General features: G+C 59.4%; 22 protein-coding genes and 1 tRNA gene. 9 read left to right on the top strand and 14 right to left on the bottom strand.

Annotated elements, in window-relative coordinates; all coding sequences use genetic code 11:
• The first annotated feature begins 60 nt into the window (after nt 1–60).
• Nucleotides 61–450 carry an AbrB family transcriptional regulator gene (locus SynPROSU1_RS09290; RefSeq protein WP_006849603.1) on the top strand — a complete coding sequence of 130 codons (390 nt, stop codon included), beginning with the start codon at nt 61–63 and terminating at the stop codon, nt 448–450.
• 148 nt (nt 451–598) lie between these two features.
• The gene (locus SynPROSU1_RS09295; RefSeq protein ID WP_222929878.1) at nt 599–889 is read left to right on the top strand and encodes a hypothetical protein; all 291 of its coding nucleotides are present in this window, start codon (nt 599–601) and stop codon (nt 887–889) included.
• 32 nt (nt 890–921) lie between these two features.
• Here SynPROSU1_RS09295 and SynPROSU1_RS09300 read toward each other — a convergent pair whose 3' ends face one another.
• Genes SynPROSU1_RS09300 through SynPROSU1_RS09315 form a run of 4 tightly spaced genes read right to left on the bottom strand, consistent with a single transcriptional unit; the run spans nt 922 to nt 4,587 of the window.
• Nucleotides 922–1,665, bottom strand: coding sequence for an amino acid ABC transporter ATP-binding protein (locus SynPROSU1_RS09300; RefSeq protein WP_186570259.1), 744 nt, complete (start codon nt 1,663–1,665; stop codon nt 922–924).
• The gene (locus SynPROSU1_RS09305) at nt 1,662–2,636 is read right to left on the bottom strand and encodes an amino acid ABC transporter permease (RefSeq protein WP_186570260.1); all 975 of its coding nucleotides are present in this window, start codon (nt 2,634–2,636) and stop codon (nt 1,662–1,664) included. Before SynPROSU1_RS09305 ends, SynPROSU1_RS09300 begins: the two co-directional genes overlap by 4 nt.
• The gene (locus SynPROSU1_RS09310; RefSeq protein ID WP_186570261.1) at nt 2,636–3,526 is read right to left on the bottom strand and encodes an ABC transporter permease subunit; all 891 of its coding nucleotides are present in this window, start codon (nt 3,524–3,526) and stop codon (nt 2,636–2,638) included. Before SynPROSU1_RS09310 ends, SynPROSU1_RS09305 begins: the two co-directional genes overlap by 1 nt.
• Nucleotides 3,526–4,587 carry an amino acid ABC transporter substrate-binding protein gene (locus tag SynPROSU1_RS09315; RefSeq protein ID WP_186570262.1) on the bottom strand — a complete coding sequence of 354 codons (1,062 nt, stop codon included), beginning with the start codon at nt 4,585–4,587 and terminating at the stop codon, nt 3,526–3,528. The genes SynPROSU1_RS09310 and SynPROSU1_RS09315 overlap by 1 nt, the downstream gene beginning before the upstream one ends.
• Nucleotides 4,588–4,677: 90 nt before the next feature.
• On the opposite strand from SynPROSU1_RS09315, the gene SynPROSU1_RS09320 reads away from it, so the two are divergent.
• Nucleotides 4,678–5,001 carry a hypothetical protein gene (locus tag SynPROSU1_RS09320; protein ID WP_186570263.1) on the top strand — a complete coding sequence of 108 codons (324 nt, stop codon included), beginning with the start codon at nt 4,678–4,680 and terminating at the stop codon, nt 4,999–5,001.
• 15 nt (nt 5,002–5,016) lie between these two features.
• Here SynPROSU1_RS09320 and SynPROSU1_RS09325 read toward each other — a convergent pair whose 3' ends face one another.
• Together SynPROSU1_RS09325 and SynPROSU1_RS09330 are read right to left on the bottom strand one after the other, a co-directional pair.
• Nucleotides 5,017–6,579: a SulP family inorganic anion transporter gene (locus tag SynPROSU1_RS09325; RefSeq protein ID WP_186570264.1), complete on the bottom strand. Its 1,563-nt coding sequence runs from the start codon at nt 6,577–6,579 to the stop codon at nt 5,017–5,019.
• A gap of 30 nt (nt 6,580–6,609) precedes the next feature.
• Nucleotides 6,610–7,923 (bottom strand): FAD-binding oxidoreductase, encoded by a 1,314-nt coding sequence (locus SynPROSU1_RS09330; RefSeq protein WP_255444609.1) that lies wholly within the window; start codon nt 7,921–7,923, stop codon nt 6,610–6,612.
• On the opposite strand from SynPROSU1_RS09330, the gene SynPROSU1_RS09335 reads away from it, so the two are divergent.
• Together SynPROSU1_RS09335 and SynPROSU1_RS09340 are read left to right on the top strand one after the other, a co-directional pair.
• Nucleotides 7,864–8,943, top strand: coding sequence for a sirohydrochlorin chelatase (locus tag SynPROSU1_RS09335; RefSeq protein ID WP_186570265.1), 1,080 nt, complete (start codon nt 7,864–7,866; stop codon nt 8,941–8,943). The two genes, SynPROSU1_RS09330 and SynPROSU1_RS09335, sit on opposite strands and share 60 nt — an antisense overlap.
• Nucleotides 8,944–9,345: 402 nt before the next feature.
• Nucleotides 9,346–9,612 carry a DUF2811 domain-containing protein gene (locus SynPROSU1_RS09340; protein ID WP_186572335.1) on the top strand — a complete coding sequence of 89 codons (267 nt, stop codon included), beginning with the start codon at nt 9,346–9,348 and terminating at the stop codon, nt 9,610–9,612.
• On the opposite strand, the gene SynPROSU1_RS09345 is transcribed toward SynPROSU1_RS09340, so the two are convergent.
• From SynPROSU1_RS09345 to SynPROSU1_RS09370, 6 genes are all read right to left on the bottom strand, one after another.
• Complete coding sequence (locus tag SynPROSU1_RS09345; protein WP_186570266.1) at nt 9,593–11,236, bottom strand: GMC oxidoreductase; 1,644 nt, start codon at nt 11,234–11,236, stop codon at nt 9,593–9,595. The genes SynPROSU1_RS09340 and SynPROSU1_RS09345 overlap by 20 nt on opposite strands.
• Before the next feature lie 60 nt (nt 11,237–11,296).
• Nucleotides 11,297–11,373, bottom strand: a tRNA-Met gene (locus tag SynPROSU1_RS09350).
• 46 nt (nt 11,374–11,419) lie between these two features.
• Nucleotides 11,420–12,388 carry an asparaginase gene (locus tag SynPROSU1_RS09355; RefSeq protein WP_186570267.1) on the bottom strand — a complete coding sequence of 323 codons (969 nt, stop codon included), beginning with the start codon at nt 12,386–12,388 and terminating at the stop codon, nt 11,420–11,422.
• A gap of 17 nt (nt 12,389–12,405) precedes the next feature.
• Complete coding sequence (locus SynPROSU1_RS09360; RefSeq protein WP_186570268.1) at nt 12,406–12,900, bottom strand: CGLD27 family protein; 495 nt, start codon at nt 12,898–12,900, stop codon at nt 12,406–12,408.
• Between the two features lie 11 nt (nt 12,901–12,911).
• Nucleotides 12,912–13,268, bottom strand: coding sequence for a ribosome silencing factor (gene rsfS, locus SynPROSU1_RS09365; protein ID WP_186570269.1), 357 nt, complete (start codon nt 13,266–13,268; stop codon nt 12,912–12,914).
• Entirely contained in the window at nt 13,261–13,896 is a 636-nt protein-coding gene (locus SynPROSU1_RS09370) for a DUF3318 domain-containing protein (protein WP_186570270.1), read from the bottom strand. The genes rsfS and SynPROSU1_RS09370 overlap by 8 nt, the downstream gene beginning before the upstream one ends.
• Before the next feature lie 104 nt (nt 13,897–14,000).
• On the opposite strand from SynPROSU1_RS09370, the gene carB reads away from it, so the two are divergent.
• From carB to SynPROSU1_RS09385, 3 genes are read left to right on the top strand one after another with little or no spacing between them, the layout of a single operon-like run.
• A complete protein-coding gene (gene carB / locus SynPROSU1_RS09375; RefSeq protein ID WP_186570271.1) occupies nt 14,001–17,324 on the top strand; it encodes a carbamoyl-phosphate synthase large subunit in 3,324 nt (1,107 codons plus the stop codon).
• Between the two features lie 35 nt (nt 17,325–17,359).
• Entirely contained in the window at nt 17,360–18,025 is a 666-nt protein-coding gene (locus tag SynPROSU1_RS09380) for a DUF3386 domain-containing protein (protein WP_186570272.1), read from the top strand.
• A gap of 56 nt (nt 18,026–18,081) precedes the next feature.
• Nucleotides 18,082–19,434: a sodium:alanine symporter family protein gene (locus tag SynPROSU1_RS09385; RefSeq protein ID WP_186570273.1), complete on the top strand. Its 1,353-nt coding sequence runs from the start codon at nt 18,082–18,084 to the stop codon at nt 19,432–19,434.
• Nucleotides 19,435–19,494: 60 nt separating this feature from the next.
• Here the strand turns inward: SynPROSU1_RS09385 and SynPROSU1_RS09390 are convergent, their stop codons facing one another.
• Together SynPROSU1_RS09390 and SynPROSU1_RS09395 are read right to left on the bottom strand one after the other, a co-directional pair.
• Nucleotides 19,495–19,728 carry a DUF6447 family protein gene (locus tag SynPROSU1_RS09390; protein ID WP_186570274.1) on the bottom strand — a complete coding sequence of 78 codons (234 nt, stop codon included), beginning with the start codon at nt 19,726–19,728 and terminating at the stop codon, nt 19,495–19,497.
• Nucleotides 19,729–19,777: 49 nt separating this feature from the next.
• The gene (locus tag SynPROSU1_RS09395) at nt 19,778–21,523 is read right to left on the bottom strand and encodes an ABC transporter ATP-binding protein (protein WP_186570275.1); all 1,746 of its coding nucleotides are present in this window, start codon (nt 21,521–21,523) and stop codon (nt 19,778–19,780) included.
• 39 nt (nt 21,524–21,562) lie between these two features.
• On the opposite strand from SynPROSU1_RS09395, the gene SynPROSU1_RS09400 reads away from it, so the two are divergent.
• Nucleotides 21,563–21,760 carry an RNA-binding S4 domain-containing protein gene (locus SynPROSU1_RS09400; protein ID WP_186572336.1) on the top strand — a complete coding sequence of 66 codons (198 nt, stop codon included), beginning with the start codon at nt 21,563–21,565 and terminating at the stop codon, nt 21,758–21,760.
• Nucleotides 21,761–21,764: the final 4 nt, after the last annotated feature.

Raw genomic sequence — 21,764 nt, forward strand, 5'->3', positions numbered from 1 at the left:
TGATTGACACCTAGCCAGTCAATCAGTTATGAATTAAGTATCCAATGAGACGCATCCAAAATGCTGACCGGTTCCGAGCTGCTTGCCAAGGTCAAAGAACTTGGTGATGTTTCCAAATCCGACTTGGTGAGAGCTTGCGGCTACGTCTCTGACAAGAAAGACGGTGGTGATCGCCTTAATTTCACAGCCTTCTACGAGGCTCTGCTCGAAGCCAAAGGTGTCAATCTGAGCAGCGGTGGAGCTGCAATAGGCAAAGGTGGCCGCAAGCTGAGCTACATCGCCAAGGTGCAGGGCAACGGCAACCTGCTGATCGGAAAGGCTTACACCGCCATGTTGAATCTCGAGCCCGGTGATGAGTTTGAGATCAAGCTTGGCAAGAAGGCCATTCGTTTGATCCCCACCGGTGCAGCTGCAGAGCACAGTGAAGCCGCCGATCAGGTTGACGAGTGATCGACAGTTCCATCTCCTGAGGTGTCAAAACCTCTTTCAACCCCTCCCATGCTGGGAGGGGTTTTTTCTTGACGTCTGAACAACCAACGCACTCCCGCACAAATCAAGGGGCTGGCACACAAATTCTTGCTCGGTATGGTGAGCCGGAATGGAGCGAACGGCGTTGGAATCCTTCAAGGCAGCCGTCGCTTCGGTCTTGAGCAATGCATTGTTGGTTGGGGGGTCAGTTGCCCTGTCGATCCATGTTGTGCTGACCTTTTTTCGGATGCACGGCCTGGTGCTCACCCTCGCTTTTGTGACGGTTTGGCTGATCAGCGTCAGTGTTTACTTTCGTTGGACAGGACATCAGTCGACGCGAAGAACAAATAGCGAGGATCTCTCCCCTCAACAAAACAGCAGAAAACCCTCTGAACCTTGGAGAGAACGACAATCGGCCTGATGTGAAGGCTGGCATCAATCACAAACGCTCTCTTAGTGCTGCATCTGGTTGAGGAACCTGCGGCTGCGTTCTTCTTTGGCATTGGTGAAGAACGTCTGCGGGTCGGAGGTCTCCACAACCTGGCCCCGGTCCATGAACATCACCCGATCCGCCACCTCGCGAGCAAAGCCCAGTTCATGGGTCACCACCACCATCGTCATGCCGCCCTGGGCCAACTGACGCATTGCATCAAGCACTTCTTTCACCCGCTCCGGATCCAAGGCGCTGGTTGGCTCATCGAACAACATCACCTCTGGATCCAAGGCCAGAGCCCGGGCAATCGCCACCCGCTGTTGTTGACCGCCACTGAGTTGCGCCGGGTACTTGTGCGCCTGCTCACGAATTCCCATCTGGTCGAGGAGCTCCATGGCGCGCTGCTCCGCAGCGGCCTTTGCACGCTTCTGCACCTTGATGGGTGCAAGGGTGATGTTGTCTAGGATGGAGAGGTGGGGGAACAGGTTGAACTGCTGAAACACCATCCCCACACGCTTGCGAATCGCCTGCACCTCTCGTACCCCATGGGCGGCATCCAAGCGCACCCCCAGCACATCCAAGGCACCGCCATCCAGCGACTCCAAGCCATTGAACGTACGGATCAAGGTGCTCTTCCCGGACCCTGAAGGCCCCATCACCACGAGGACTTCGCCGCTGTTCACCTCGAAGGTGACCCCATCGAGAGCTCTCACCCCTTGGGAGTAGCTCTTGACCAACTCAGTGGCACGAATGGCAACGGTCATGGGGAAGAGCGGGCAGGGTCAAGCTGAAGTTCCAGGTGCCGGGCCAGCAAAGCCATCGCCGTACACGCCAGCCAGTAAACCGCAGCAAGCCAGAGGTACACCTCCAGATAGCGACCGATAAAAGCGGGATTCGCTAGAAGGCTGCGGCTGATGCCCAGCAATTCCACCAAACCGAGAATGGCCATCAAGCTTGTGTTTTGCAGGAGACCCACCGCCTGGTTGGTGAGCGATGGAAGCGCCACCCGCAGCGCCTGGGGCAGCACCACCAATTGCAGCGATTGAGGTGGAGAAAGACCAAGCACGGCTGCCGCTTCCCGCTGGGTGGGCGGAATCGCCTGCAATCCACCGCGCACATCCTCAGCGATGTAAGCCGCTGCAAACAAAGCGAACGCCACGACCGCCCGAAGAACCCTGTTGATCTCAAGCCCTGGCGGCAGGAACAGCGGAATCAGCAGCTGTCCGAAGAACAAAACTGCAATCAATGGAACAGCCCGCATCAACTCGATGTAGGCGGCACTGCTCCAGCGCAGCACTGGGAGATCACTGCGGCGGCCCAGAGCCAGCAGAATTCCCAATGGAAGCGCCAAAGCGCCGCTGCCTCCCGTGAGCAGCAACGTGAGCGTCAGACCACCCCAACTGCGCGTTCCAACCGGCAGCAGCCCCAGGCCTCCTGCCAGGAGCCAAAGTCCCAGCGGTGCCATCGCGATCCAGAGCAATGGCAACCAACGACGACCAGGGCCACGCTTCGGGCCGAAGAGGGTCAGCAACGTGAGCGTGATCAATCCAGCCATCCACAGCAGCGGGCGCCAACGTTGATCCGCTGGAAAGCTGCCCACCGCATAGAGCGGCAGATTCGTTGTCACAACAGACCAGTCGGCCGTGTGCAACAACCAATGCAGCAGCGACCAGCCAGCCCAACCGAGGAGGGCCACCAGGAGAAGGGTGATCGAGCGATCCAACCAACGGTTCATCAGCGGCTCCTGTTCAAACGGCCCAGCACCGCACTGTTGAAGGCGGCCATGCCACCGCTGATCAGCAAATTCAGGAGCAGGAAGCTGAACAACAGGAGCAGGAATCCCTCGATGGCGCGGCCGGTTTGCGTGATGGTGGTGTCACTTACGGCGTAAAGATCGGCATAACCCACCGCAATCGCAAGGGTGCTGTTCTTGGCGAGATTGAGGTACTGGCTTGTCAGCGCAGGAAGAATCGCCGGCAGCGCCTGAGGCAGCACAATTCGCCGCAGGCCGAGACCTTCTCCGAGCCCAAGGCTTCGGAAGGCCTCCCACTGGCCCCTTGGCACCGCATTGATGCCACCGCGGACGATCTCTGCAATCGATGCACCGGTAAAGACGGTGAGTCCGACGAGAACGGCGCAAAATTCAACGCTGAGATTCAGGCCGAACAGCTGAATGCCCTGATTCGAGAGCCTGATCAACCCGCCCACCGGTTCCGAAGGAAGACCCAGAAAGGCAACGAAGTACCAGAACAGCAACTGCAGAAGCAAAGGAACCTGACGAATCAGCGCCACGTATCCACCGGCAAGGCTGCGCAGCAGCCGGTTGCCGCTGCTGCGGGCTGAGCCAGCAGCCACCCCCAACACAGTGGCCAGCAACAGGCCAGCCACGATCACCTTGAGGCTGTTGAGCCAACCGATGATCAACGCCCAGAAATAGCTGTCGGAGGGGGCATAGGGGAGTGCGGTCTCCGCCAGAGCAAAACCTGCAGGTCGGCCCAGCCAGCCAAAGCCCAGCCCCAACCCCGTGCGAATCAGATTGACAGCCAGATTGTTGACCAACAGGGCCAGCAAGCCGAACAGAACGCCGGCGACACCAACCTGAACCAGCAGACGACGGTGCCGCATCAGGTGAAGGGTGGGGCAATCATCAAACCACCCTCACCAGCAAGGCGGTTAGCCCCCCGTGGGATGGCCACAGGGCTCTCCGGTCCCAGATGACGGTTGTAGATCTCGCCGTAATTGCCAGTCGACCGAATCACCTGGACGACAAAGTCATCAGGCAGCCCGAGTTTGCGACCCAGGCCGGCATCCACACCCAGGAAGCGACGCAGAGCCGTCTGGGAAGGGTCGGCTTCGGCTTGCTTCACCACCGCATCAACATTGGATTGGGTGATGCCCCGCTCCTCCGCCTCGATCAGGGCGTAGATCACCCATGTCATGGCATCCCCCATGGGCTGATCACCACCCACCACGGCAGGAGCCAAAGGCTCCTTGCTGATCCTGTCATCAAGAATCAGATGCTGCTGGGGATCGTTGAACCCCGAACGCGCAGCCGCCAGTTGCGACCGGTCCGAGGTCATGGCTTCGCAGCGCCCCTGGAGGTAGCCGCCAACCACCTGATTGAGATCCTGATATTTGATCGGTGTATAGGGGAGGCCCTGGGACGCAAAGGCGTCGTTGAGATTCTGTTCAGTCGTGGTGCCCGATCCCACGCAAATCGATTTGCCACTCAAATCAGCCAGAGATGTCACGCCACTGGCTGCATTCACCATCAACCCCTGCCCGTCGTGGAAGACCACAGGAGCAAAGCGCAGCCCATTGCCACCAACCGCATCGCGACTGAGGTTATGGGTGGTGTTGCGGGACAAAAGATCGATCTCGCCTGATCGCAATGCTGTGAATCGCTCCGGCGCAGTCAAAGGCCGGTACTGAACCTTCTCAGAGTCGCCCACAAGAGCAGCAGCCATGGCGCGGCAGATGTCGACATCCATGCCGGTGTAACGCCCATCAGGACTGAGGAAACTGAAACCTGGAATCTTGCCGCTCACACCACAAAGCAACTCGCCTCGCGCTTTGACGAGCTCCAGGCGTGACCCTCCTGAATTCTCCAGTGAGGCGCAGGAGCCGAGTAGGGCAGACAGACCAGCCAATGCCGCGATCAGAGCACGCGAGCGTAATCGGAACATCAGCTTTGGTACGGATCGGGTGGGATTGTCCCAGATCCCAGGCAAATCGATTGGAACCGACTTAATTTCGCCTTAATCAAATTCACTGCCATGAAAGTCTCGGCCTGGCTTTTGGCCGGACTGATCGCTGGAACCACTGTTCCCGGTGCTCATGCATGGGAGGTCAACGATCGCGGTGCATACAACAACAAAATGGCACTGCTAAGCGTTTTATTAGAGACGGCTCAGCAGCGAGCAGGACGTGACCTTCAAACGCTTTGCCTGTTGATGAGCATCGGCAACGACGTGACCGAGAGGTACGTGGAGATCAATCCTGAAGATGCGCAGATTCAGCAACGCCTCCTCGCCATGCGCCAAGACCTCAGTGTCTGCCTGGCCACGCTTGGGAATCCCACCGCAGCCTCAAGACTCTGAAGTCAACAAGCAGGATTAAGCATGGGCTGATTCCTGACCGCCGATCCGTTCCAACAAATCAAGGCTTTCTTCGTTGAGGCCAACAACGCTCACGGCCGAACCACCGTTGCGGAATTTGCGAATGACCTGATCGAGCGCAGTCACGCCGCTCTGGTCCCAAATGTGGGCTTGAGACAGATCAATCGTGATGCGCTCGGGATGATCGTGAAGATCAAATCCCTGCAGGAAGTACACCTTGCTAACAAAAAACAGCTGCCCCTCAACGCGGTAGCGGCGCTCCTGATCGCTGATCTCGATGCTCTCCACCTGAATCACCTTGGCCACCTTGCGGCTGAACAGAATGCCTGCAAGAGCAACGCCTGCCAACACGCCAAGGGCAAGGTTGTGAGGCGTGGTGAGCATGGTGACGGCAAAGGTCATCAGCATCACCGAAGTGTCGCTCTTCGGTATGCGACGCAGGTTGCGGAGCCCAGTGATGTCAGCCGTGCTGACAGCAATGCTGATCATCACGGCCACCAAAGCCGCCATCGGAATTTGCTTGAGCCAAGGCCCAGCCAGCAGGATCATCGCCAGCAGACTGACACCGGAAAACAGAGTTGAAAGTCGCGTTCGGCCGCCATTGTCCACATTCATCACGGATTGGCCCACAAGGGCACAGCCGGCCATGCCACCGAACAGGGACGCGACGATATTTGCAATGCCCTGGCCCCGGGCTTCCACGTTTTTGTTGGTGGTGGTATCCGTTTTGTCGTCGAGGATGTCCTGGGTGAGGAAGGTTTCCATCAAGCCCACAAGGGAGATGGCCAGGGCAGTGGGAAGAACAAGCCCCAGGGTGTCCAAACTGAAGGGAACACCTTCGGCACCGAAGGGAAGACTGAACGATGGAAGGCCGGCGGGGAGAGTACCCAGACTGCTGACCGTGGGGATGTCGAAGCTGAAGCCCACACTGATTGCAGTCAGCACAATGATGGCCACCAGCTGTGATGGCACCACCCGGGTCAGCTTGGGAAGGCCATAAATGATCAGCAGGCCAAGCAGAACCAACCCCCAGACGATCGGGATCTGCCCGCCGTGGGGCAGCAGAGACGAGGCTCCATGATCGGCATCCCCAGCATGGAGATTGAAACCGAGCTGGGGCAGCTGGGCCTGAAAAATCAGAAGGGCCAGCGCATTGACGAACCCGCTCAGCACGCCTTGAGGCACGAAGCGCATCTGATAAGCCAGACGCAGATATCCCCAGAGGATCTGCAGCACCCCTGTCACCAGACCGGCCACCATCAGGTACTGAACCCCCAGACCTGGCCCGCGTGCCTCACCGGTTGCCACAAGCCCTGTCATCAAGAGCGCCGTGGAACCCGTGGCTGAAGTGATCATGGCCATGCGACCACCCACAACGGCGATGGTCAACGAGAGACAGAAGGCTCCGAACAGACCAACCTTGGGATCCACCCCAGCGATCCCCGAAAAAGCAATGGCCTCCGGGATCATGGCGAAAGCCACCACCAGACCTGAGAGCAGGTCTTTGGTGGGATTGGCAAACCACTGATTCACCAGGGTTGGATTGGATCGCTTGGCCATCAGCGGATGCCGGTTAGCGGCGACCGTAAATCAGAGCGATGGCAGGGTGCCTGCCGGATCCAAACGCTGTTTCAGCTTTCGCAACTCCGGCAACCAGGGGCCGAAGGCTGCTTCCAACTCCCTCCGATGGAACGGCAAGTGATCATGCAACTGAGCCAGATGCACTCCAGTACAGACCGGCTGGAGGATCTGCCAGACCGCGTCCAGCCAATCGAGGCTGCGGCTCTGGCCCGAGATATCCCCCGGGGCCCAGGCCGCCGTGATCCAGGGTTTCCACTCGGCGTTGCGATGAACGAAGGACGTGGCCTCCACGGGGACCTGTCGCGTTGCCGCCCCAAGCTGCTGACAGGCCAGGCTGCAGCCCGGATGAGGACGGCGCTGCAGCAAACGGCATAGCTCCGGCATCAAATCCCCCCAGGCCTCAGCAGCTGCTGGGCCCAACAAACCAACGACCTCCGAATGACTACGGGGGGGCAGCGGGGCTGATCCTCTCAATGATGGGAGCTGATGCAACCCATCGATCCGCTGCGCTCCAGCCCATGCAGCATTACCAACCCAGAGCGATTGCACCGCGTCGTCGCTCTCCCAATGCCATTGCAGGCTGTTGCTGGAATCCGATGCTTCCGCCTGGAGCATGAGCTCAGGAAGTTGATCCAGAGCAACCGAACGCTGCTCCACCCACAGCGGCTGCACTGGCTGGGTGGTCATGCGCACCTCGCTCACCACACCCAGAAACGGCGCTGCTCCACACAGGCCACGCCACTCCAACGAGCCAGCATCAGCTGCTCGTGACAGCGCAAAGGGGGTTCCATCGCCCCACACCCCCTGAATCTCCAGCAATTGATCGACAGCGAGCCCAACTTGTCGACTCAGCGGTCCCATGCCGCCGGTGAGCACATACCCAAGCCCGGGCAGCCCCGACAAACCAGCAGGGATCGTTCGGCCGTAGGGAAGCAACGCCTCGATTACCTCACCCATTCGCCACCCTGCACCGATCCACACCGTCTGATCGGCAGGCTCCCAATCGAAGCGTTTGAAGTGGGTTTGAACATCCACTGTCCAGTGGTCGTCGGCGGCGGCGCGAGAAGTGGTGCCCCCCCCACAGAGTCGTAATGGCCGTGGGCCGCTCCAATCCCGAATGCAATCACTCAAGGTTTCCGGCAGCGGAGACACCAGGCCAGAGCACCTCGCATCAGCCGCCTGCGCATTGATGAAAACGGGACGGTCTGAATCCATCGCGATGCGACCGATATCGTCAATCCATTGGAACAGCAGAGCGACCTTTTGGCCGAACAGCAAGCGGAGAGCAGCAAGGAGCAACTTGGCGTTCTGATCTGCGGCCATGGCAGCCGAAACCGATTGGCCGTTGAAGAGTTCGCGCAGATGGTGGAAGCCCTGCGGCCACGGCTCGCTCCGATGCCGGTCGAGCACGGTTATCTCGAATTTGCCCGTCCCATCCTTCGTGATGGCCTTGAGTCGCTTCGGCAACAGGGCGTCACCAGAGTGCTGGCCATTCCGGCCATGCTTTTCGCCGCGGGACATGCCAAGAACGACATCCCCTCCGTTCTCAACACCTACACCGCCGAAACTGGTCTGCCGATTGATTACGGCCGAGAGCTGGGGGTGGACCGTCTGATGGTCTCGGCAGCCGGGGCCCGCGTTCAGGAGTGCCTGAATGAAGCGGAGCAGGACGTCCCCCTGGCCGAAACGCTGCTGGTGGTGGTGGGTCGAGGTTCATCGGATCCAGACGCCAACTCCAACGTGGCCAAGGTGACGCGTCTACTGGTGGAAGGGTTTGGCTTCGGCTGGGGAGAAACGGTGTATTCCGGCGTGACCTTCCCACTCGTGGAACCAGGGCTACGCCATGCGGTGAAGCTGGGTTTCAAACGTGTGGTGGTGGTGCCCTACTTCCTCTTTTCAGGGGTTTTGGTGAGCCGAATCCGCCAACACACCGCTCTGGTGGAAGCCGACCACCCGGAGGTGGAGTTTCTCTCGGCGGGGTATCTGGGCGACCACACCCTGGTGGTGGACACCTTCAAAGAGAGGGTCGAGGAAGTGTTGCGGGGCGACACCGCCATGAACTGCTCGCTCTGCAAGTACAGAGCCCAGGTGCTGGGCTTCGAACAGGACGTTGGGCGTGCACAGGAAAGCCACCACCACCATGTGGAAGGACTCGCGGAAAGCTGCACGCTCTGCGAACTGGAGTGCACAGGGGCATGCCAACCCGACGGCGTACCGATTGCCCATGACCACAGCCATGGGTCAGACCACAGCCATGACCACCACCACCCGCCCTATCCCCATGCGGAACACCCCCTGGGCCCCGTAACGCTGAAACGCGCCAGCGACGCTCCTAAAGATTGAGTCCATAACCCTTAAGAGAAACCGTGCCTCGGTCACCAATGACACGGTTCTCGAAAGCGACAGGAGCGACGAGGCAAAGATCAGTTTTTCTGATCAAGATCCCACTACTCCGGTTGGCCCACGTTTTCCACAGAAAACCCGGCTTCTTTCCACAGGCCGAAGCCGGGTTGCCCGATGTGACGGTCAACCTGTGAAGTTCCAAGGGAATCACGTCATCGGGTTGACAGTCCGCCTCCCACCCCTAGGCCAAGCAACCTTCGTCCTGCTCCCTTCGTTCAATCCCAGTCCCTCACATCTGTCTCATCTCGTCTCATCCGTAATTCAGCAAATGGCGACGGCTTTGACGCAAGTGCCGGTGATGTGGCTTTCTTAGTGGCGTTGGACATGGGCGAGCTAGGCAACATGGATCGAAATCACCTCGAGCGATGCCATGAGATGGGCGCAAAGGACCACAGCGCCCTCGCAAAGTCCAGCTACGTGAGCCTGGAAACGGAAATTCCCGAGGTGCTCTACAAGGGCATGAAGGATTTCATCGGAGAGAACCCCAACTGGGACCAATACCGCGTTATGAGTTCAGCTCTTGCCCACTTTTTGTTTCAGAACGGCTGTGACGACCGTGCCGTGACCGAGCGTTATCTCGACGATCTGTTCATTCGCCCCGACCACTGAGGGCTTCCAAACACGCCCGACGGCTCAGGGCCATCATGGTCAGTGTTGGGCTCTGCCAGGCCGAAGAAGGCCAACAGGCGCCGTCCACCACCAGCACGTTGGGAACCCGCCAGAGCCGGTTGAAGGGATCAACAACGCTGCATATTTCGGCGGAGCCCATGGCAGCCCCTCCAACTTCATGGATGTAATAGCCCGGAGGTGCTGCACCATCCGACAGCGCCACCGCGCCCTCCAACCAAGGCTCAACAAAGGGCAGATGGAAAAGGTTCTTGATCGGCCGAGCCTCGCCTCCGGCAGCGTCGATACAGGCCTTGATTGAGGCGCGCATGTGCGTCACCATCTCCAGCTCATTTCGGCTCCAACGACAAGAGATCGAGGGAACACGCACGCCCCAGCGATCCGTGCGCTCACTCAGCGTCACCCTGTTTTCCGCTCTCGGCAGGACTTCACCGTGACCGATGAGAAACCCGGTGATGCAGGTCGGGCGACGCCGCAGCCATCGTGGTGGATCAAATCGCCCAATGCCTCCCCAGAGGCCGTAGCCGCCCTGAAATCCAGCCGATGGCAGGTGACGCCCCAACGGAACAAAGAAACTTCCAGCACCCGTGAGGGGGGGCTGATCAGCTTGGTCCCGTTCGGGAAAGGCAAAAAACTGCGATGTGGAGACGTGGTCCATCAGGCGTGTGCCGAGACGTCCTGAAGGGTCGTCAAAACCGTTGGACTGCACCCCACGACAGGAACGCAACAAGATGGAAACGGTCTGAATCGTGGAAGCAGCCAAAACCACCAGATCCGCCTTTAACTCCTTTCGGTTGCCGTTGATTTGATCAACGGCAACAACACCCGTGGCGTTGTTGCCACCTGCATCCATCAGCAGACGTTCCACCAGATGCTCAGGCATCAGCTGAGTGCGTCCAGTGGCCATGGCGCGGGGAAGGCTGCTGCCGCGACTGCTGGAGCGGGGCCAAGAAGCATCCTGCCCCTGCGGCGCTGGACCAAAGCCCCTTGAGCGAATAACGGGGTAACCCAACTGATGCTGCACGGCTACAGCAAAGCGCTGTTCCGCCGGCGTCGCCGCCAGAGCCGGTTGCGTGTCTCCATCCGGCAGATGATCCAAACCATCGCGCCCACCATGAACGCCAAGCCAGCGCTCCAGTTCGGCGTAATGGGGCGTCAGGTCACTGCTGCGCAGGGGCCAACCAACCTGTTGGCCATCAACGTTGACACCAGCCAGATCCTCGTCAGAAAGACGCAGGGTGATCCCCCCCCAGGTCAGGCTCCGACCGCCCACCTGCAAACCTCTCGTCCAAAGAAATGGCTGATCCGCCGGGTGCTCGTAGGGGTGAATCCGCTCGTCGGCATACAAACGAGGATTCGCTTTCCAGTAGCCGGGATGCTGAGACTGCCGGCGATGGCTGCCGCTGGTCAGACCCGCGATCCGCCGCACCAGATTTCCCGGTTCAGACCCAAAGGCTTCGGTGCTGGTTAGGTCGGGGCCAGCGTCCACCACAAGCACACGCGCACCGCCCTCAGCCAGCGTCATGGCTGCCACGCCTCCACTCGCTCCTGAGCCAACGACAATGGCGTCCCAGGGACCATCGCAGTTCATAGAGCGACTGCTCATGGAGCGACCACAGACAAAAAAAGATCCCCCCTAGAGGGAGATCTTTCATTCAATCAGAAGTGGTGGCGGGGGGGAGATTTGAACTCCCGACCTTCGGGTTATGAGCCCGACGAGCTACCAGACTGCTCTACCCCGCGGCGACCTAAAAATCATACATGTCGGTGTCGCGCGTGACAGCAGAAGTCACGAGTGCAACGCACCGGTCACGGTGAGCCTGACACTCGGGTTCACGACCAGCACCTGGTCCTCAAGCTCGTCAAGCCCCATGGGGGTGAGCCACTCCAGTTGACGCAACACATGCAGTGCAACCGCCTGCTTGGCACGGCGGGAGCCGTCTTCAACCTTGATGGCTACCCCAAGGCCTTCACCAACGCGACTGAGACATTGGATGCCCTCTGCTCCACCTTTGCTCAACACTTGACCGTGACTGCGCCGCATCAGCTCGGTATCGAAGCGCCCCTCGCCTGCCACCAAGTCGGGATGACTCAGCATGGCCCGGCTGATCTGTTCAAATTCAGCATGCTGTGAAGCGCCGAGATGGGCATAGAGCAGTGCCATCTGGGCTAGCTGCATGACCAAGGTTGGAGCACCGCAGTCATCGCGTTCTGCAACCAATTCCTCCGCAGGCAGGCCAATCAGTTCAGCGACCCGACGGTTCACTTCAACCTGCAGCGGATGATCGTTCTGCAAATACGAGTCAATCGGCCATCCCATCTTCCGACTGGTGGCCAGAAAAGCAGCATGTTTGCCGGAACAATTGTGCTGAAGGGGACTGTCAGCACCGTCAGGAACAGGACATTGGAGTGAAGCAATGTCCAAATCCGCTTTCCAGAGCAACCTGAAGGCTTCCCGCGCATGGGCGTTGGTGCCCGCATGGGAGGCGCAACTGATGGCAATGCCCCGGTCATCAACCTCCATCTGATCGGCAGTTCCACTGCTGAGAAATGGCAGGGCCTGAAACGGCTTGAGCGCCGAGCGAATGAAACTTTCCATGCCGGAATGCCCCGCCGACATCAACACCCGACCTCGGCCATCACAAACCACCGCATGGACGCGATGCACTGACTCCGTAATCGATCCACGCCGCAGGCAAACCTCAAGGGGCGCCGACCCGGATCGGGCTGCAGGGCTGAAGCCCGAAGGCAAAGTCATCGGACACCCCGATTGATTCAGAGAGCCTGACAGAGACTGGCACCAGCGAGCATTAAACCCGCCGAGGTGGCCATGGCACGGCCAAGCCGCCCAAGGATTGGGCGGACTTCATGGCGGGCCACCAGCAGATCGCGTTCTCGCCAAGACAGGGGTTTTTCCCAGGTCTGCCCGTCGTACCAGCCGGATTCCTCGTAGTCGACGGACTCACGCAGAAGACGCTGCATGACATAGGTCCACCCCAACCACTGGCGCACCAGGAGCAGCAAAGGAAGGACAAGGGCCGCCACAGCAGCAGCGGCCACAAGCCGCGGCGGATCCTGCTTAAGGGTCCAGCTTCCACTGGCGATCAAGGAGCACACCGGCAACATCAGCAACCAGCTGCCAGCCAGACGGTCTAACAACCGAGGATCCTGGCCAGCTGGCCAAGAAAAAAACCATGAGTCGCAGAGCTGCTGAAACTCCTCGAGAGGACGCTGCTCCGGGGGAACAGGGCAGGACACCGCTTCTGTCATGGGAAAAGCGGTTACTTCACGGACGGTAAGAAGGTTCTGCTTTCACCGTGACTCCAGAAGGCCTCAAGGTCGTAATAACCACGCTCATCGGGCATCAGCACATGAACGATGACATCGCCGTAATCCAGAAGAGCCCAGCGCCCCTCATTGAGACCTTCCTTACGCAAGGGCAAGAGATCTGCCTCAGCCTCCAGGCGATCTTCAACGGACAGGGCGATGGCACGAACCTGGACATCGGATTGACCACCGGCGATCACCATCCAATCGGCCAGGCTGGACACCTCATCGACGCGGATTAAACGGATATCTGTTGCCTTGCGGTCATCGCAGGCATCAGCCACGAGCTCGGCAAGCTTCTCGCTATCCATAAACGTTCTCGCTGGTGACGGAGCTGCGGGAGCCCTCTTGCTGTGCCATTTCAGCTCTGGCCTTGCTGGCACTCTTCCGCAGTGCCTCAAGACGGTCCTCGTAGTAGCTGCGACGACGCTTCTTGCGGGTCTTTTCGACCAGCTCTTTCAACGCGCCCCCCAGGCTCCGGTAGGCGTTCGGCACGCTGTAACCAAACCGGCAAGCCAGATCAATTGCACGTTCATCGGCACTGATGGCGTCCTGAAGACGCTTTTCCGAATTGTTCTTCAAGTACAGCCTGTACCCCGCAAAGCCAGACAGGCCGAGGGCCATGAGCAGCAACAACCCGTCCTGGACCCACAACTCACCGATGGCGCCCCCGAGACCGATGGCTAGAGCTGCCATCTCCCAACCATCTCTGGGGATGGTGTCGTTCTGAACCCGACCAACCTCGTGCCAGAACAACAAATTGCGATGGTCCAACGCCAGGGAATCCCATTCGTCGAGATCCACCTGGATCTCCACTTCATCCCGTCCGATCTCTTCGAGGGTGATCAATGGCGGATCAACTGCAGCAGCTGATTCGACGAACACCCAGCTCTGCATTTCCGGTGGCAGCAGCCCCTTCAGGCGCTGGAGCTCACTCATTGCAACTTTGGTGCTGATATCTCATCACCGTAGCGAGGCCGAGTCCCCAGGCCGGGGCAACCCCGCGTGAGAGGCTTGAACTGTTTGGCCTAGGACCATTTCCAATGCCCAGGCGGTCTGACCTGCGTCGCATTCTCCTGCTGGGATCAGGACCGATTGTGATCGGCCAGGCCTGTGAGTTCGATTACTCCGGAACCCAGGCCTGCAAAGCCCTCAGAGCCGAGGGATATGAGGTCATCCTGATCAATTCCAACCCGGCGTCGATCATGACCGACCCGGAAATGGCGGATCGCACTTACATCGAACCGCTCACGCCTGATGTTGTCACGCGGGTGATCGAAGAGGAACGGCCTGATGCTCTGCTGCCCACGATGGGCGGTCAGACAGCTCTGAACCTGGCTGTCACCCTGGCCGAAAACGGCACCTTGGAGCGTTTCGGCATCGAATTGATCGGCGCCGACCTCAAGGCGATTCAGAAGGCGGAAGACCGTCTGCTGTTCAAGCAGGCCATGGAGCGCATCGGCGTGAAGGTCTGCCCTTCTGGAATCGCCTCGTCTCAGGAGGAAGCCGAAGCCGTTGGAGCCGCGATCGGCAGTTTCCCCCGGATTATCCGGCCCGCCTTCACCCTTGGCGGAAGTGGTGGGGGGATTGCTTACAACCCGGAGGAATACGCAGCGATCTGCAAGAGCGGGCTTGAAGCGAGTCCGGTTTCCCAGATCTTGATCGAGCAATCGCTGCTGGGCTGGAAGGAATTCGAGCTTGAGGTGATGCGTGATCTGGCAGACAACGTCGTGATCGTCTGCAGCATCGAAAACCTCGACCCCATGGGGGTGCATACAGGTGATTCGATCACAGTGGCCCCGGCCCAGACCCTCACGGATCGGGAATACCAGCGGCTGCGCGATCAATCGATCGCCATCATTCGCGAGATCGGTGTCGCCACGGGCGGCAGCAACATCCAATTCGCCATCAACCCTGACAACGGCGACGTTGTGGTGATCGAGATGAACCCCAGGGTGAGTCGATCCTCCGCTTTGGCGAGTAAAGCCACCGGCTTCCCGATCGCGAAGATCGCTGCACGCCTCGCCGTCGGTTACACCCTCGACGAAATTCTCAACGACATCACCGGTAAAACACCCGCCTGCTTCGAGCCGACGATCGATTACGTCGTCACCAAAATTCCACGCTTCGCCTTCGAAAAATTCCGCGGCAGTCCAGCGGTGCTCACCACATCGATGAAATCGGTGGGCGAGGCCATGGCCATCGGCCGTTGTTTCGAAGAGTCATTTCAGAAAGCCATGCGTTCCTTGGAGACAGGGTTCTCAGGCTGGGGAGGAGACCGGGAGGAACCGGACCTCAACGACGGTGAGCTCGATCGTCGGCTGAGAACCCCCTCACCTGAACGCATCCTCAGCGTGCGAACGGCCATGGTGCGCGGACGCAGCGATGCGGAGATTCATCGAATTAGCGCGATTGACCCGTGGTTCCTGGCAAAACTGCGGCGCATCATCGAAGCAGAAACAAGGTTGCTCAAGGGCAAAAGCCTTGAGCAGCTGGATGCCGACAGCCTGTTCGAAGCCAAGCAGCTTGGTTTTTCAGACCGACAGATCGCCTGGCAGATCAACAGCAACGAATTGCTGGTGCGTCAGAGACGTCATCAGCTCGATGTTCGCGCCATCTTCAAAACAGTCGACACCTGTGCTGCGGAGTTCGCTTCATCCACCCCATACCACTACTCAACTTATGAGCGCCCCTTGCAGAGCCTGCAAGCGGATGGATCCCTCAAGCCCCTTTCCTCCTCCTCCGAGGTGACATGTCGCCAGGACAGGCGCAAGATGATGATCCTGGGTGGTGGTCCCAACAGGATCGGCCAGGGAATCGAATTCGACTATTGCTGCTGTCATGCCTCCTTTGCCGGGCAGGACCAAGGGATCACCACCGTGATGGTGAACAGCAACCCCGAAACGGTGTCCACCGACTACGACACCAGCGACAGCCTCTATTTCGAACCGCTCACGTTGGAGGATGTTCTCAACGTGATCGAGGCGGAACGTCCCGATGGCGTGGTGGTGCAGTTCGGTGGACAAACTCCGCTGAAACTCGCCATTCCCCTCCTGCGCTGGCTCGAGAGTGACGAGGGACGGGCGACGGGCACCACCATCTGGGGGACCTCTCCCGAATCGATTGACCGCGCCGAAGACCGCGAACAGTTCGAGGCCATCCTTCGCGAACTGAACATCCGGCAACCCCGCAATGGTTTGGCGCGCAGTGAGGAGGAAGCACGAGCCGTGGCAGCAAGGGTGGGCTATCCGGTCGTCGTAAGGCCGTCTTACGTCTTAGGTGGACGTGCCATGGAGGTGGTCTTCGACGAAGAAGAGCTCAATCGCTATATGCGTGAGGCTGTTCAGGTGGAGCCCGACCATCCGGTTCTGATTGACCAGTACCTGGAAAATGCCGTGGAAGTCGACGTGGACGCCCTCTGCGATCACACCGGAGCCGTGATTGTCGGTGGTCTGATGGAGCACATCGAACCGGCTGGGATCCACTCCGGTGACTCAGCCTGCTGTTTGCCCTCCGTCTCTCTTGGTGAGGCGGCCCTGGACACCATTCGCGGCTGGAGTCGCTCCTTGGCACAAACCCTTGAAGTTCGTGGACTGATCAACCTCCAGTTCGCCGTTCAGCGCAACACCGATGGTTCGGAAGTCGTCTACATCATTGAAGCCAACCCCCGCGCCTCCAGGACGGTCCCCTTCGTTGCCAAAGCGACAGGACAACCTCTGGCACGCCTGGCGACCCGTCTGATGGCGGGAGAAACCCTCACCGGCATCGGCTTGACCTGCGAACCGAAGCCGCCGCTGCAGTCGATCAAGGAGGCGGTCCTTCCCTTCCGGCGCTTCCCCGGAGCTGACACGGTGCTTGGGCCGGAAATGCGCTCTACAGGGGAGGTCATGGGATCCGCCGACAGTTTTGGAATGGCTTATGCCAAAGCCGAACTCGGTGCAGGAGAAGCGCTGCCCACCCAGGGGACGGTGTTTCTCTCAACCCACGACCGCGATAAGCAGGCATTGGTGCCCATTGCCGCTCGACTGATCGAACTCGGGTTCGATGTCACGGCCACCTCGGGAACCGCTCAAGCCCTCGCCAACGCAGGACTAAAAGTCCAATCAGTGCTCAAGGTGCACGAGGGTCGACCCAACATTGAGGACCAGATCCGCTCCAATCAGGTGCAGCTGGTGATCAACACACCGATTGGCCGTCAAGCAGCCCATGACGACAAATACCTACGCCGGGCAGCGCTTGATTACGCCGTACCAACCGTGACAACCCTCGCAGGCGCACGGGCTGCGGTGGAAGCAATCTCTGCCCTTCAGCAACAACCAAGCCTCAGCATCCATGCCCTGCAGGACGTCCACGCCATGCAGCGGTAAGCCACCGGTAGGGTTGATAAAGCCAACTCACCGCTGTGACAGCCTCCATTCCCGTCAAGCCTGGGAGCGACCTGCGTGATGATTTCCGTCGCGCCTACGCAAATCGCTACACCTGGGATCCTGGCTTTGCCGGCTATCGCGGACGCTGCGTCTGGCAGCAGGACGATCAACGCGTCGAAGGCCAGTTCGAAATCGGCGCTGATCTCAAGGCCAAGGTGGAGGGAATTGAGAACGAAGACATCCTCAAGGCCGTGAATTCCCAGCTTTGGGAGGTGGCGATCCATCGCGTGCGTCGCAGCTTTGATCAGACCCACGGCGAGAACACCTTTACCGCCGGTGACACCAACGACGTGGGAACCGAAGTTCTCGTCGGCGGCAAGGGGCAGGGTGACAAGTACCGCATCAAGGATGACGTGGTGACCATGGTGCATCGACACATCCATGGCACCGTCGTCACGATCTTCACCACCGATGTCACCGACACGGGTTCGGGTTACCTCAGCCACACCTACACAAGTCAATATGCCGACCCGGCGACAGGAGAAGCCCGGGGCGGACGAAGCAGCTTCAAAGACACCTTCGCTCCTCTTCCAGGCGGTGGCCCCTGGGTGCTGACCGAGCGGGTCGTGACCACCGAAGCCCACGGCGACACCCCTGCAGGAAGCCAGACCTTCCGCTTTGAAGATCTCGAATCGCTCTGAGTTGATTGCCGGCACCAGCTGGCTATGAGACCATCCGCCCAAACTTGTTGAAAGGCATGGGCGGAATCGAGTCGACCATTCAAGCCATCAATGGCCCGATCAACAGCGTCGTCTGGGGATGGCCCACCGTCATTTTGATTGCCGCGACGGGCATTCTTCTCATGGTGGGCTTGCGTTTCATGCCGCTGCAACGGCTGGGATATGGCATCTCAATGATGCTCCGCCCGGCGGCATCCCCAAGTGAAGGTGAAATCACCCCGTTTCAGGCGCTGATGACGTCGTTGTCCGCCACGATCGGCACAGGCAACATCGCTGGTGTTGCCGGAGCCATCGCTGTTGGAGGTCCTGGAGCGGTCTTCTGGATGTGGATCATTGCGATCTTCGGCATCGCGACCAAATACGCCGAGGCAGTGCTCGCCGTTCAGTTTCGAGAAACCGATGGAGAGGGCAACCATGTCGGTGGGCCGATGTACTACATCCGCAACGGACTCGGCAGCGGCTGGAGCTGGATGGCGGGACTGTTTGCCCTCTTCGGGATGTTGGCCGGATTTGGCATCGGCAATGGGGTACAGGCCTTTGAGGTGTCGTCTGCATTGAGCCTGATCGGCATTCCCAAGTTGGTCACCGGAATCGTTCTGGCCGCCCTTGTCTTTGCTGTTGTGATCGGAGGGATCAAGCGCATCGCCCAGGCGGCTTCGGCCATTGTTCCTTTGATGTCGATCCTCTACGTGGTGGCATGCCTCTTGGTGCTGCTGATCAATCTGGGAGGCGTCCCTGAAGCCTTCGCCACAATTTTCTCCAACGCCTTCTCCGGCAAGGCAGCTGCCGGTGGTGCTCTCGGTCAGGTGGTGCTGATGGGTTTCAAGCGAGGCATCTTCTCCAACGAGGCAGGCCTCGGCAGCGCGCCGATCGCTCACGCTGCAGCACGAACAGATGACCCCGTTCGCCAAGGCACGGTGGCCATGCTTGGCACCTTCATCGACACCCTGATCATCTGCACGATGACAGCACTGGTGATCATCACCACCAAAGCCAACCTGATCCTCGATGCAGCTGGCGAGAAACTGAGCGGCGCAGATCTCTCGATCGCTGCCTTCAACACCGGCATCTCCGGCAGTGGCGTGGTGGTCACCCTGGGGTTGGTGGTTTTTGCCTTCACCACCATTCTTGGATGGAGCTTCTACGGCGAGCGATGCACGACTTATCTGTTCGGTGAATCTGCCGTGATGCCATTCCGTCTGGTCTGGGTCGCTGTTGTCGTGATCGGCGCTGTGGCCGGAGACCGTGGGGTGATCTGGTCGATTGCCGACACACTGAACGGCCTGATGGCCCTTCCCAACCTTGTGGCGCTGCTGCTGCTCTCGGGAACAGTGTTCAAACTCACCAAGGCTTACAAGTTCGGCAACTAAGGACGGCGCAGAACTAACAAAAAGGGGGGCTCAACACCCCCCTTTTTTCATGGCAGGCGATCAGCCCTGACCATCAGGCAACGGCGTGACGGACTGAAGCTTTTCATTGAGCTGTGTGGCCAGGCTCTGACGACCTACCGCCAGAACCTTGAGGGTGTCTTCATGCATCCGCAGCTGAGCATCAGCAACCTGCATGCCACGCACAAGCTCCTTGAGCTCATCGGGGAGAGTATTGAGGTCATAGCGCTTGCCCTCAAACGTCAGGACAGGGTTGTTGGCTGCAGAATCAGTCATCGTTCGTCGCCGGGATTGCGTGGAACCGGCGGCCAGATCGTAGAGGGATTCAGGACGTCTGCCGATCCCGTATGAACTGCCGTTCGCACAACTCCCGGTAACGCCCACCACGCTGCATCAACTCGTCATGGGTTCCTCTATCGACAACAGCACCCTTTTCGAGAACCACAATGCGATCAGCCTCCTGCACCGTCGCCAGCCGATGGGCGATGACCAAGACCGTTCGGCCTTTCATCGCCTGTTTGAGTCCGAGTTGCACGGCAGCCTCCGCCTCGGCATCAAGGGCACTGGTGGCTTCATCGAGCAGCAACAGCGCTGGATTGCCGAGCACCGCCCGAGCGATGGCGATTCGCTGCAGTTGTCCACCGGAAACATTGGTCCCCCGTTCCTCAAGCTGGGTGTCATAACCACGAGGTAAGGCACGGATGAACCCATCCGCATTGGCCAAACGCGCCGCCTCGCGAACCTCATCGTCAGTCGCGCGACGTCCAAAACGGATGGCTTCGGCAATGGTTCCAGAGAACACGGTCGTTCGCTGGGGAACCAGGGCCACCTGCTTGCGTAGCTCACGGGCGCGCAACTGACTGATGTCGATGTCGTCGAGACGAATCTGCCCCTGTTGCACCGTGTTAAAGCGCAGCAGAAGCGACATCAAGGTGCTTTTCCCAGCACCAGAGGGGCCAACAATGGCCAGCACCTGCCCCGCATCCACCCGTAGATCCAGCTGATGGAGAACCGGCTCGGCAGGGTCATAACCAAAACTCACCTGGTCAAAGACCAGATCACCCTGGAGATCACCGATGGGTTGCGCCTCCGCTGGATCTGCGGGCTCTTGCGGTTCTCGCTCGATCTGACGCAGACGTCTCAGCGACGCCTGACCCTGCTGAAATTCGTTGAAGTTGTTGGTGACGTGCGCGATGGGATCGATCAGCACGATCAGTCCAGTCAGGTAACTGCTCAGGCCTGCAATGCTCAGATCACCGGTCTGAATGCGCCACGCTCCGAGCGCCAACACGGCAAACAGACCCACCACCTCGATGATGCCGACCACTGGATGCTGGAGCGCCACGAGGCTGTAGGTGCGGTGACGTGCCTGGCGGTGCTGGTCGATCTCTATCTCGAAACGTTCCTGCAACCAGGGCTCAGCCGCAAAAGCACGAACCAAGGGCAAGCCTTCAATCGCCTCACCCAGCAGACCGGCCAGTTCACTCACCTTTTGCTGACTGCGTTCGGTGGCCGCCATCACACGAGCCCCAAACAGACTGATCAGCCAAACGATCACAGGCGCCAGCAACAGGATGGCGAGCGTCAGTTTCCAGTCGAGCCAGAGCATCATGCCCAGCACCGCAACGAGCTGAAGCACGCTGGGGACCGTGTCGTGGATGGTCTTGTAGAGCACCTCACTGACGCGGTCAGCGTCTTCCGTGAAGCGGTAGGTGAGATCTCCAGCCGAGAGCTTTTCAAGGGCACCGAGCTCCACAGTCTGCAAGCGGCGAAACAGATCCCTGCGCAGCCCCTGGCTGACCAGCAGTGCAGGGCCGGCCAGAAGAGAGTCCTGGCCGAACTGAGCGATTTTCTGAACAGCAAAAATCAGCAACGCCAACCCAATCAGCTGAAGCACTCGAGCAAGATCACCTGAACCCAATGCGGGAAACAGCTCCCCTGCCAGTTGCACCAGCAGCGGAAAACTGCCGACGTAGACGACCATGCAACAGCCCCCCCAGAGCAGTTCTCGCAGGTGGGGGCGGAGCAGCGGCAGCAACCGGCGGAAACCGGCCTGGGATGGGGTCAGCATCGCGGCACAGTATCAATGGTGGGATCAGAACTCTCTCCGATGAAGCTGGATCAGTTCCTGAAATGGAAGGGTTGGGTCTCCACCGGTGGTGAAGCCAAACAACGCATTCAGATGGGTGAGGTGGAGGTCAATGGAAGCGTGGAAACCCGGCGAGGACGCCAGCTTTCCCCTGGAGATCGGGTTGTGCTTGCTGGGGAGGAGTCCGTTTTGGAGAGCGAAAACGCGCCCGGGCCGTAAGTTG

The sequence above is a fragment of the Synechococcus sp. PROS-U-1 genome, assembly GCF_014279755.1.
GTDB lineage: Bacteria > Cyanobacteriota > Cyanobacteriia > PCC-6307 > Cyanobiaceae > Parasynechococcus.

What these genes read in the sequence shown, in the direction of transcription:
- SynPROSU1_RS09320 (WP_186570263.1), top strand. Translation starts at nt 4,678, where the DNA reads ATGAAAGTCTCGGCCTGGCTTTTGGCCGGACTGATCGCTGGAACCACT.
- SynPROSU1_RS09400 (WP_186572336.1), top strand. Translation starts at nt 21,563, where the DNA reads ATGAAGCTGGATCAGTTCCTGAAATGGAAGGGTTGGGTCTCCACCGGT.
- SynPROSU1_RS09315 (WP_186570262.1), bottom strand. Translation starts at nt 4,587, where the DNA reads ATGTTCCGATTACGCTCGCGTGCTCTGATCGCGGCATTGGCTGGTCTG.
- SynPROSU1_RS09345 (WP_186570266.1), bottom strand. Translation starts at nt 11,236, where the DNA reads ATGAGCAGTCGCTCTATGAACTGCGATGGTCCCTGGGACGCCATTGTC.
- SynPROSU1_RS09310 (WP_186570261.1), bottom strand. Translation starts at nt 3,526, where the DNA reads ATGCGGCACCGTCGTCTGCTGGTTCAGGTTGGTGTCGCCGGCGTTCTG.
- SynPROSU1_RS09395 (WP_186570275.1), bottom strand. Translation starts at nt 21,523, where the DNA reads ATGCTGACCCCATCCCAGGCCGGTTTCCGCCGGTTGCTGCCGCTGCTC.
- carB (WP_186570271.1), top strand. Translation starts at nt 14,001, where the DNA reads ATGCCCAGGCGGTCTGACCTGCGTCGCATTCTCCTGCTGGGATCAGGA.
- SynPROSU1_RS09370 (WP_186570270.1), bottom strand. Translation starts at nt 13,896, where the DNA reads ATGAGTGAGCTCCAGCGCCTGAAGGGGCTGCTGCCACCGGAAATGCAG.
- SynPROSU1_RS09300 (WP_186570259.1), bottom strand. Translation starts at nt 1,665, where the DNA reads ATGACCGTTGCCATTCGTGCCACTGAGTTGGTCAAGAGCTACTCCCAA.
- SynPROSU1_RS09295 (WP_222929878.1), top strand. Translation starts at nt 599, where the DNA reads ATGGAGCGAACGGCGTTGGAATCCTTCAAGGCAGCCGTCGCTTCGGTC.
- SynPROSU1_RS09325 (WP_186570264.1), bottom strand. Translation starts at nt 6,579, where the DNA reads ATGGCCAAGCGATCCAATCCAACCCTGGTGAATCAGTGGTTTGCCAAT.
- SynPROSU1_RS09290 (WP_006849603.1), top strand. Translation starts at nt 61, where the DNA reads ATGCTGACCGGTTCCGAGCTGCTTGCCAAGGTCAAAGAACTTGGTGAT.
- SynPROSU1_RS09390 (WP_186570274.1), bottom strand. Translation starts at nt 19,728, where the DNA reads ATGACTGATTCTGCAGCCAACAACCCTGTCCTGACGTTTGAGGGCAAG.
- SynPROSU1_RS09340 (WP_186572335.1), top strand. Translation starts at nt 9,346, where the DNA reads ATGGATCGAAATCACCTCGAGCGATGCCATGAGATGGGCGCAAAGGAC.
- SynPROSU1_RS09385 (WP_186570273.1), top strand. Translation starts at nt 18,082, where the DNA reads ATGGGCGGAATCGAGTCGACCATTCAAGCCATCAATGGCCCGATCAAC.
- SynPROSU1_RS09360 (WP_186570268.1), bottom strand. Translation starts at nt 12,900, where the DNA reads ATGACAGAAGCGGTGTCCTGCCCTGTTCCCCCGGAGCAGCGTCCTCTC.
- SynPROSU1_RS09305 (WP_186570260.1), bottom strand. Translation starts at nt 2,636, where the DNA reads ATGAACCGTTGGTTGGATCGCTCGATCACCCTTCTCCTGGTGGCCCTC.
- rsfS (WP_186570269.1), bottom strand. Translation starts at nt 13,268, where the DNA reads ATGGATAGCGAGAAGCTTGCCGAGCTCGTGGCTGATGCCTGCGATGAC.
- SynPROSU1_RS09330 (WP_255444609.1), bottom strand. Translation starts at nt 7,923, where the DNA reads ATGGCCGCAGATCAGAACGCCAAGTTGCTCCTTGCTGCTCTCCGCTTG.
- SynPROSU1_RS09355 (WP_186570267.1), bottom strand. Translation starts at nt 12,388, where the DNA reads ATGACTTTGCCTTCGGGCTTCAGCCCTGCAGCCCGATCCGGGTCGGCG.